Source organism: Occallatibacter sp., assembly GCF_036502485.1.
GTDB lineage: Bacteria > Acidobacteriota > Terriglobia > Terriglobales > Acidobacteriaceae > Telmatobacter.
Genome location: NZ_DASXYM010000147.1, coordinates 1 through 9,987, shown reverse-complemented (window position 1 = coordinate 9,987; position 9,987 = coordinate 1). Strand labels below are relative to the sequence as shown.

Genomic DNA, 9,987 nt, shown 5'->3' with positions numbered 1-9,987 from the left:
CCGGGCTCTTCCCGGCGCCTACAAGTTCTCCGCTCTATGGAGCGGGCAGGAAGGCTCCCTGCTGCTGTGGGCGTGGCTGCTGGCAACCTACGGTTTCGTGCTGCGCCTCACGCACAAGACCGACGTTAAGCTGTATGCCTATGCGGGCACCATCCTGGCCTCGATCCAGGTGTTTTTCCTGCTCATTCTCAATTTCGCCGCGCCACCCTTCGCCCTCTTCCGCGGCGCCATTCCGGAGGACGGCAACGGCCTCAATCCCCTGCTCCAGTATCCCGAGATGGTGATCCACCCCCCCATGCTGTACCTGGGCTACGTGGGCTTCGCGGTGCCGTTCTGCTTTGGGCTGGGCGCGCTGATGATGCGCTACCCGGGCGAGAAGTGGATCAAGACCACCCGCGTCTGGACCATGGTGACGTGGCTGTTCCTCACCTGCGGCATCTTCCTCGGCATGCACTGGGCCTACGCTGTTCTGGGCTGGGGCGGCTACTGGGGTTGGGACCCGGTCGAAAACGCCTCCCTGATGCCGTGGCTCACCGGCACCGCCTTCCTTCACTCCGTCATGATGCAGGAGAAGCGCGGCATGATGAAGAGCTGGAACGTCTGGCTCATCTTCTCCACCTTCATGCTCACCCTGCTGGGCACGCTCCTCACACGGGCCGGCCTGGTCAGCTCCGTACACGCCTTCGCGCAATCTTCCATCGGTACCTGGTTCTACGTGTTCATGGTGATCGTGCTGGCAACCTGCGTCTTCACTTACATTCTGCAGCGCGGCCATCTCAAAACAGACCATCACCTGGAGTCACTCGTCAGTCGCGAGTCGAGCTTCCTGTTCAACAACCTGGTGCTGCTGGTTGCCTGCTTCGTGATCCTGTGGGGAACGCTGTTCCCCATCCTGAGCGAATACGTGCAGGGCACCAAGGTTACTGTGGGCGCTCCGTTCTATAACGCTGTCGCCGTGCCCATCGGACTGTTCCTGCTGTTCCTCACCGGCGTGGGCCCGCTGCTGCCGTGGCGCGCCGCCTCGATGAAAGCCATCAAGCGCAATTTCATTGGCCCGTCGATCGCCCTCTGGGCCACCGTGATCGTGTGCCTCATTGCCGGCGCGCGGCCGTGGGGCGACACCGGATTTGAGCAGGGCAAGTTCTACGCCCTGGTCGGATTCGCCCTTTGTGCAGCCGTATTTGTCGCGATCGTGGGCGAGTTCTATCGCGGGGCGCAAGTGATTGCAAAGCAGACGGGCAAAAACCTCATAGCGTCCACTTATCTGCTTTGCCGGCGCAACACACGCCGCTACGGCGGATACCTGGTCCACATCGGCCTGGTGATCATCATCGTGGGCCTGTGCGGCGCTGCCTTCAATCGCAACGTAGAAAAGGAAATGGGCCTGCACGAAAAGATGGCGATCGGCCCCTACGTGCTCGAATGCCTGGGCTTCAGCCAGGATTCCAATCTGAATTACGACTCCGAGTTCGCCATGCTCGACGTCTCGAAGGGCGGCAAAAGCGCATTCCAGATGAGCCCCGAAAAGCGCGTGTACCACGCCAGCCAGCAGCCGCAGACGATGGTGGCGATTCACTCCAACCCGTTCTGGGACCTGTACGTCGTCTATGAGGGCGTGAATCCGGGCACCGGCCAGCCCATCATCAAGGCCTTCTTGAATCCGCTGGTCGGATGGATCTGGGGCGGCTTCGCTCTGCTGGTCTTCGGCACACTCTTCGCTATCGTTCCTCCCATCACACCGGCGACTGCGAGCCTGAGGGTTCCGGCACGCGTCGTCTCTGCCGAGGCCGCAGCCGTGGCCGGATCAGCGCAGGGGGGGCGGTAATGCAACGGGTTCGCAGTTTCAACTTCTGGATCAAAGGCGCGCAGGCGCTGTTACTGGCTATTGCAGTATGCATCTCCATGGGGGCCAGCGACGCAGGATCCCGCTTCACCGATCTGGGTCACCGGCTCATGTGCACCTGCGGCTGCGCGCAACTGCTCGGCGAATGCAATCACGTGGGATGTCAGTCATCAGACAAGATGCGCGGCGAGCTAATGGCCGCCGTACAAGGCACCGGCGGACCGGACAGCGGGACCGACAGCAGCGGCTCCCCTCCGGGCGGAATGAATGACCAGCAGGTTCTGAATTGGTTCTCGTCGAAGTACGGCGTGACTGTTCTGGCCGCGCCTTCGACGCATGGCTTTAACCTGGTGGCGTGGATCGCACCTTTCGCTGTGTTCCTTGCCGCCCTGGCCGGAACTATCCTGCTGGTCCGCCACTGGAGCGGAATCAAAGGTCCGCTTGCAGCGAATGCCGGAGCTGACGCCATCACCCCTGAAATGACCGCAATCCATGAGCAGATCCGCCGCGAAACCGGCGCCGATGGAGGCTTCTAGCCATGACTGAAAGCATGGGCCTGTTACTGGGCTGTATCCTCGCCCTCGCTCTTATTGTTTACACATTCTGGCCGGAGAACAGCTTCGCCAGCCAGACAGACAAAACCCGCCTCGACTACCTGTTCGAGCGCAAGGACCAGCTTTACGAGAACCTTCGCGACCTCAACTTCGAGTTCCGCGCCGGCAAATATCCTGAAGAGGACTACCTGGCCCAGCGCACCCAGCTTGAGAACGAGACCGCGACATTGCTGGCGGAGATAGATCACCTGCAGCATGCCTAGTCTGCGGGCGGCCCGGCCGCCTCTTTGTCATCCCGAGCGCAGCGAAGGACATGTTTGACCCCCCGCGCGCTCGGCACCACGAAATCAGGACCCACACCATCATCATGAGAACGAATCATTTCGCCACTGCCCTCCTCAGCTCTCTCCTCCTCGGCGCCACGGCATACGCTGCCAACGTCACGGGTACCGTCACCAACAAGACCACCGGCAAGGCGTCTGCGGGCGACCTGGTCGAGCTCGTCGACGTGCAGGCGGGCATGAGTGCGGTCGCCAAGGCCACGACGGACTCCGCCGGCAAATACTCGCTGAACGAGCCAGGCAGCGGGCCTTACCTGATTCGCGCCACCCACCAGGGCGCCGGCTATTTCATCGCAGCCCCGCAAGGATCAGGTCCCGGCGACATCGGCGTTTATGACTCCTCCCCCAGCGCGAGCATAGCTGTCGAAGATCAAATTCTCGACCTCGAAGCCCCCAATGCCTCGCAGCTTGACGTGACCGAGCAGTGGGTGGTGCACAACAACAGCTCGCCCAAAGTGACCAAGTCCGGCGACAACACGTTCGTGTTCTCTCTGCCGCAGGGTGCCGTGATCGATATGGCCGAGACCACCCGCCCCAGCGGCCTGCCAACCATGGCCCAGCCCAAACCGCTCGGCTCCAGCGGACACTTCGCCTTCAGTACTCCGATCGAGCCGGACCAAGGCCCGGAGAAGATGACGGTGTTCCAGGTCCACTATCACCTTCCCTACACGGGAAAGTTCACCTTCAAGCCCACCGTACTGATGCCCACCAGTAACCTTGCGGTGCAGATGCCGAAGAGCATGACGTTCGCAGCGGGCTCGGGCGCAAGCTATCAATCCATTCCGCAGGATCCCTCGATCCAGACGTTTCTCCTCAAGAACCCGCAGCCCGGCGGATCATTCGAATTCAACGTGTCGGGCACCGGCTCCATGCCGCGTGAACAGCAACAGGCAGGCGCCGGCCAGGAGGCTGCGCAGGCGGGGCAGCAACCCGCCGGCGGACCCGGCGGTGGCATTGGCGAGCCCATCAACCAGCCTGATCCCCTGACCAAGTACAAGTGGTGGATCCTCGGCGGACTGGCACTCGTTCTCGCCGGGGCCGCGGCGTTCCTGCTGCGCCGGCCTGCGGCAGGACCTGCCGGTGCTGTGGCCGGCATGGCACCTGCTTCGCCCTACCCGCCTGCTGCACCGGCTTACCCCATGCATGGTGGTACGCCTGCCGCAAAAAACGGCGCGCTGCTGGCTGCACTAAAAGAGGAGCTGTTCTCGCTCGAAAGCGACAAGCTCTGCGGCACCCTGAGCGCCGCCGAGTACGCCGAACAGAAAGGTGCGCTGGAAACGGTGCTCAAGCGCGCATTGAAAAAGTCCAGCTAATCCGAACATTTGCCGCGACAAGCGCCCGCCATCACGGCGGGCGTTTCGCTTTGCGCATGAGGCCAGCGTCAAGTAGGACAATGGATGCATGCGCGCGAGCCGTTTGCCGCATCGGAGAAATACAGAATGAGTGCACTGGAATCGCAAGTGGCTGTTGTCACCGGAGCTGCACGCGGGGTAGGCGCGGCTGTTGCGAAGAAGTTAGCTGGAATGGGCGCGCACGTGGTGCTGATCGCCCGCAATGTGGATCAACTCAACCAGATTCGCGATGAGATCGCGAAGGACGGCGGGTCCGCATCGGTCTTGGCATGTGATTTGACGGACGCCGCTGCCGTTGCCCAGCTGGGACGGAGCATCGCCGAGACGCACAAGCGCTGCGACATTCTGGTAAACAACGCCGGTGTCGGCCTGAATGGGAAGCCCCTTCACGAGGTCACAGCCGACGAATGGGACCTCGTCCTCAACACGAATCTCCGCGGTCCATTTCTGATGATCCGCGCCCTCGCGCCACTCATGATCGCCGCACGCTCGGGGTACATCATCAACATCTCGTCGCTGGCGGGAAAGAATCCGCTTCCGAAGGGCGCGGCGTATGCGGCCTCGAAGTGGGGGCTAAACGGGCTAACCTATTCAGTGGCCGAAGAACTCCGCGAATACAACATACGCGTCAGCGCCGTGGCTCCCGGATCGATCAACACGGATTTCGGCGATCACGCCGGCCGGGGCGCAGCGTCCGGTAAGGATCCCAACAAGAAACTGCAGCCCGAGGACATCGCCTCCGTCGTGGCGACGCTCGTGACGCAGTCGGCGCAATCTTTCATCAGCGAAGTTCTGCTGCGGCCCACCCACAAGCCGTAATTCAAAACAGGTACCAGGGTCCGCCTGATCTGGCACCAAAGCTCATCCCCCGAACGCGGCATCCCCTCGGCGCAGGATCTCTGGTAGCCTTCGGATGCCATGTCCTCCAATGTTCTGATAATGCCGGCAACGCGGAAGCTCCGTGGCGCCCCGGACAGCAGCAAGATCGCGACGCGATTTTACGCATCCCTGGGAATTCTGTTCGGGATTCTCCTTCCCGCGGAGTTCGTCCTGGCGCACGCAGTTCACCTGCATGGCGTAGAACGGCAGCTGCTCGATGCGTGGCCGGGACTGACCATGATGAGCGCGTGCGTGCTCTATGTCCGCTGGCGTCCTCTGCCGAAGCTGATTGAGACCGCTCAGCTGGTACTGATTTCCTGCCTGACGTTCTACGTGATGGGGGTGCTGATCCACATAGCAGGGCGCAGTCCTTACCCTTTGGCGGATCAGCAATTGGCAAACCTGGATGCGGCCCTGCACTTCCGCACCGCCAGCTTCGTACAACAGGTCGCCGCCTGGCGCCCGCTGCGGCTGCTTCTCGCAATTGCTTATGGAACTACAGGGTTCATGGTGATTGGCGCCGCCACCATCCCGGCCATTCTGGGGCGAGCCGAGGCCTCCTACCGCTTCATCCTGAGCATAATTTTCGCCGTACTTGCCACGGCGGCGCTGTTTTACCGCTGGCCTGCAATTGGACCGTGGACTGTGGAATGCTTCGCCCCGGCTCGCGATCAGGCAGCCGTGGGGGTATACCTGACGCAGCTGCGTTCCGCGCTCCCGGTGATCGACATGAAAAGCGTAGCCATTGTCTCGTTTCCCTCGTTCCACACCGTCATGGCTGTCAGCGCCGCTTACGCCCTCAACTGCATTCAAAGAGTGCGCTGGTTTACCTGGACTCTCTGCGTGCTGATCTGCGTTTCCACCGTCAGCACCGGCTGGCATTACGGAGTAGATGTGCTGGCAGGTCTGGCGCTTGCAGTGGCTTGCAATGCCATTGCGGGCCGCATGCTCAAGGCGACCGCTCCGCGCGAGGAGTTGGCGTAGAGGAATGCTCCTATAAAAGAGAAGGCCCGGAGCGTGTGCTCCGGGCCTCATGCTTTTGGTTGAATGCGGCGATCAGCCCTGACGTCCGCCGCCGCCGCCTTGGCCGGGACGACCGCCGCGCCGGCGCCGACGCCGGCGGTTGTCGTTGGCAGCGCCACCTGCGGTGGGGCGCCCGGGCGTTGCCGGGGTTCCAGGTTGTGCCGCGGTGCCATCGGCGCGGTTGAAGTTCGGCTCGTTCTCTTCGTCGAACTCCTCGCCCTCTTCGCCGTCAAAGTCATCTCCACCCTCGATCAGAATCGTGCTCTGATTGGAGGTGGGCTGCTTCTCGTCGAACTCGTGGCGAGGCTGCTCCGGATGTTCCTGCCGGTCAGGCCGCTCGCGGCGCTCCTGCCTTTCCTGGCGCTGGGGCTGCTCGGCCTGAGGCTCTTCCCCTTCGGCAACCGGAGCCGCATCGCCGCCATTCTGCGCGGCGAGCTTGGCCTTCTGCTCCCGGATCAGGGCCTTGCGGCTGAGCTTGATGCGGTTGCCCTCGATCGCAAGGACCTTCACCATCACCTGATCCCCTTCGCGCAGCTCGTCTTTCACTTCCTTGACGCGATGCTCGGCAATCTCCGAAATGTGCAGCAGACCGTCCGTTCCGGGGAACAGCTCCACAAAGGCGCCGAATTCGGCCAGGCGAACGACCTTACCGAGATAGACCTTGCCAATCTCTGGCACGGCGGTAATGTCGCTGATCATGGCCAGAGCCTTCTGCAGACCCTCGGCATCGCTCGATGCAACCGAGACCTTGCCGGTGTCGTCGACATCGATCTTGGCGCCGGTCTGTTCGACGATGCCGCGGATGGTGGCGCCGCCCTTGCCGATCAGGTCGCGGATCTTGTCCGTCGGAATCATGACGATCTCGATGCGCGGAGCGTACTTGGAGCGCTCCGTCCGCGCGCCCGTGAGCTCCGCGTCCATCTTGTCCAGCAGGAAGAACCGGCCGCGGCGTGCCTGGTCCATGGCTTCCACCAGGATTTGCCGCGTCAGGCCGCCAATCTTGATGTCCATCTGTAGCGCGGTGATGCCCTTGCGGGTACCGGCTACCTTGAAGTCCATGTCGCCGTAGTGGTCCTCGGCGCCGGCAATGTCGCTCAGGATGGCATAGTCATCGCCTTCCTTCACCAGGCCCATGGCTACGCCGGCCACCGCGCCCTTGAGCTGTACGCCCGCGTCGAACAGTGCCAGCGAAGCGCCGCAAACCGACGCCATCGAAGACGATCCGTTCGACTCCAGGATGTCCGACACAATACGGATCGCGTACTGCGATTCATCCGGCAGCACCGCAGAAATGGCTCGCTCCGCCAGTGCGCCGTGGCCGACTTCGCGGCGGCCAACACCGGTCATGCGCCCCGTCTCGCCCACGCTGAAGGGCGGGAAGTTGTAGTGGAGCATGAACCCCTTCCGCATCTCTCCTTCGTAGCTCTCCATGCGCTGCGACTCGTCCGGCGTGCCCAGCGTCGCCGTCACCAGCGCCTGGGTCTCGCCACGGGTAAACAGCGCCGAGCCGTGCGTACGCGGCAGTACACCGGTCTCAATGCTGATGGCGCGGATCTCATCGAACGCGCGGCGATCGGGGCGGACCTTGTCTTTGGTAACCTGCTCGCGGAAGGTGCGCTCGCGCATCAACTCGTAATAGGTACCCAGCTTCTTTTTGGCGCCCGTCGTGTCATCGGCAGGAATCTCGGCCGCCAGTTCGTCCTTGATCTTCTTCACCAGCGCATAGCTCTCCGTTTTGGCATGTGCCTTGGTGTCGAGAGCGTCGCTCAGGCGATCGCCGACCTTCGCCTTCATATCGTTGTAGTAGGCTTCGTCGTGCACCGGCGCCGTGAAGCTCCGCTTGGTTTTGCCTGCCTTGGAGGCCAGCTCATCGATCGCGGCCACAATCTTCTTGATCTCTTCATGCCCGAACTCAATCGCGGCGATGACGACCTCTTCGGCTTCTTCCTTGGCGCCGGCTTCGATCATCACAATGCCGTCCTTGTGACCCACAACCATGATGTTCAGCGAGCTCGACTGCCGCTCCGCATAGGTGGGATTCACCACGAATTCGCCGTTCACGCGGCCCACGCGCACCGCGCCCACTGTGGCGCTGAAGGGAATGTCGGAGAGAGCCAGGGCCGTCGCGGCGGCGTTGATCGCCACCACGTCAGGATCGTTTTCCTTGTCGGCGGAAAAGACGAGGGCGATGACTTGAGTTTCGTTGCGGAAGCCATCGGGGAAGAGAGGGCGAATGGGGCGGTCAATCTGGCGGGCGGTGAGGATCTCTTTTTCGGAGGGGCGGCCTTCGCGTTTGATGAAGCCACCGGGGATGCGTCCGCCCGCATACGTGTATTCGCGGTAGTCCACCGTGAGCGGGAAAAAGTCGATGCCTTCCCGCGGATCGGGCGATGCTACGGCCGTGGCCAGAACCACCGTTTCGCCGGCCGTGACCAGCGCCGCGCCAGAAGCCTGCTTGGCCATCCGTCCGGTCTCAATGACCAGGCGCTTGCCGCCAGCCAGATCTACAGCTACTTCATGCTTAGACATAGTGTCCTCTTTTCGTTTGTTCGCTTGGGAAACTTGGGAGCGGCTCGGCCGCGGAGACGCGGGGCCGCGAAGCCACAAGGCAGACGAGCGCCCGGGCCGCGGGTGCGGCCAGCGAGCGCTGAGAGGTCTGCGGAATGGCGGGAGGGAGGGTTGCGCGGGAGCGACAGCTCTGCGCAGGCCCTGGCATGGAAAGAATCTCGCCAGGTACGGAATGGCCCCAGGCCAATATGGGAGGGGCCACGACCAACTTGCGGTGTGGGCTCTTCCGCGTCAAGATCGGGATCTGGATTGTTCCTTTTACTTGCGAATTCCCAGTTTGCCGATCACATCGCGGTAGCGGTCTGTGTCGTGCGTCTTGAGGTAATCCAGAAGACGGCGGCGCTTGCTCACCAGCATCAGCAGGCCACGACGGGAAGCATGGTCCTTCTTGTGCGTCTTGAAGTGCTCGGTCAGCTCGCCAATCCGCTCACTCAGAATCGCAATCTGGACTTCAGGTGAGCCAGTATCGGAATCATGGGTGCGGAAGCGTTGAATCAGGTCAGTTTTCTTTGCAGTCGCCAGCACGGCGTATGTTACTCCTCTTGCTCTCTTAGTCCACTCTCAAGTGACTGGTTCAGATTATCACGAATGGCAGGCGGAGCGAAACCTTGGGAGGCTCCGGGCAGGCGCATGGAAACGCATGACTTTGGGAGCATGAAGATGGCCGGGCGATGTCGCGCCTCTGGTGCAAACCAGGGTTGGCCGGTACGGCGGAATGAAACCGTAGCCCGGGCGGGCACGTAAGGCTCGATTGAGCCGCTACCCACGGCGGAGGTCGGCATGAAAACTCAGTCTGTCCCTGTCCCCACAGCGGCGCGTCCGGTGTTCTGGAGCGTGCTGCGCGCGGGGTTCTGGTTCTGTACGGCCGTTGCGGTGCTGGTGGTAATTCGCCGCCTGGTGGCGCTGGGAGTTGCTCCGGCTGCGCAGTCTCGCCCGGCGCCGCTGGGGAATCTGGACGCGGCGTTTGCATCCCATGCCGGCCTCACCCTCGCACATATCATTCCAGCACTCTGCTTTGTTGTGATTGCCCCCATGGCGGTGTTCGGCAGGGGGAGACGCGCGCGCAGCCTGGAAAAGCTGATGTTTCCGCTGGGGGTGGTGGTGGGACTCACCGCTTATGCGATGAGCGTGTTTGCCGTTGGCGGGTGGGTGGAACAGTCGGCCGTGCTGCTGTTCAACACCTGGTATCTGTTCTGCCTGGTGCGGGCGTGGCGATCAAGCAAACCTGGCAGTGAGGAACGGAAACGCCGCTGGCTGTTGCGAAGCGTCGCGACGCTGCTGGGCATTGCCACGACGCGGCCGGTGATGGGGGTATTCTTCGCCACCAGCCGCCTGACGCACTGGCAGCCGAGCCAGTTCTTCGGGGTGGCTTTCTGGATTGGGTTTTCGATTAATGTGGTGCTGGTCGAGGCCTATCTTCGCCGCCG

At 62.3% G+C, this 9,987-nt stretch carries 9 protein-coding genes; 7 read left to right on the top strand and 2 right to left on the bottom strand.

Features of this window, described 5'->3' with window-relative positions; genetic code table 11:
• From VGL22_RS18605 to VGL22_RS18580, 6 genes are all read left to right on the top strand, one after another.
• Positions 1-1,825: heme lyase CcmF/NrfE family subunit (locus VGL22_RS18605; RefSeq protein ID WP_465268451.1), on the top strand; the 1,825-nt coding region annotated here is incomplete at its 5' end.
• Positions 1,825-2,379 (top strand): cytochrome c-type biogenesis protein CcmH, encoded by a 555-nt coding sequence (locus tag VGL22_RS18600; protein ID WP_465268450.1) that lies wholly within the window; start codon positions 1,825-1,827, stop codon positions 2,377-2,379. The genes VGL22_RS18605 and VGL22_RS18600, both read left to right, overlap by 1 nt.
• Before the next feature lie 2 nt (positions 2,380-2,381).
• The gene (locus tag VGL22_RS18595) at positions 2,382-2,660 is read left to right on the top strand and encodes a hypothetical protein (RefSeq protein ID WP_465268449.1); all 279 of its coding nucleotides are present in this window, start codon (positions 2,382-2,384) and stop codon (positions 2,658-2,660) included.
• Positions 2,661-2,764: 104 nt separating this feature from the next.
• Positions 2,765-4,051, top strand: a complete 1,287-nt coding sequence (locus VGL22_RS18590; RefSeq protein WP_465268448.1) for a carboxypeptidase-like regulatory domain-containing protein — start codon at positions 2,765-2,767, stop codon at positions 4,049-4,051.
• A 126-nt stretch (positions 4,052-4,177) separates the two neighbouring features.
• Positions 4,178-4,909, top strand: a complete 732-nt coding sequence (locus VGL22_RS18585) for an SDR family oxidoreductase (protein WP_465268447.1) — start codon at positions 4,178-4,180, stop codon at positions 4,907-4,909.
• 99 nt (positions 4,910-5,008) lie between these two features.
• Positions 5,009-5,953 carry a phosphatase PAP2 family protein gene (locus VGL22_RS18580; RefSeq protein ID WP_465268446.1) on the top strand — a complete coding sequence of 315 codons (945 nt, stop codon included), beginning with the start codon at positions 5,009-5,011 and terminating at the stop codon, positions 5,951-5,953.
• 72 nt (positions 5,954-6,025) lie between these two features.
• On the opposite strand, the gene pnp is transcribed toward VGL22_RS18580, so the two are convergent.
• Together pnp and rpsO are read right to left on the bottom strand one after the other, a co-directional pair.
• On the bottom strand, positions 6,026-8,521 hold the full coding sequence (gene pnp / locus VGL22_RS18575) for a polyribonucleotide nucleotidyltransferase (protein WP_465268445.1): 2,496 nt from the start codon (positions 8,519-8,521) through the stop codon (positions 6,026-6,028).
• Positions 8,522-8,818: 297 nt separating this feature from the next.
• Positions 8,819-9,085, bottom strand: a complete 267-nt coding sequence (gene rpsO, locus VGL22_RS18570) for a 30S ribosomal protein S15 (RefSeq protein ID WP_465268444.1) — start codon at positions 9,083-9,085, stop codon at positions 8,819-8,821.
• Between the two features lie 255 nt (positions 9,086-9,340).
• On the opposite strand from rpsO, the gene VGL22_RS18565 reads away from it, so the two are divergent.
• Positions 9,341-9,987, top strand: a 647-nt coding sequence (locus VGL22_RS18565) for a DUF2306 domain-containing protein (protein ID WP_465268443.1), incomplete at its 3' end; no start/stop codon positions are given.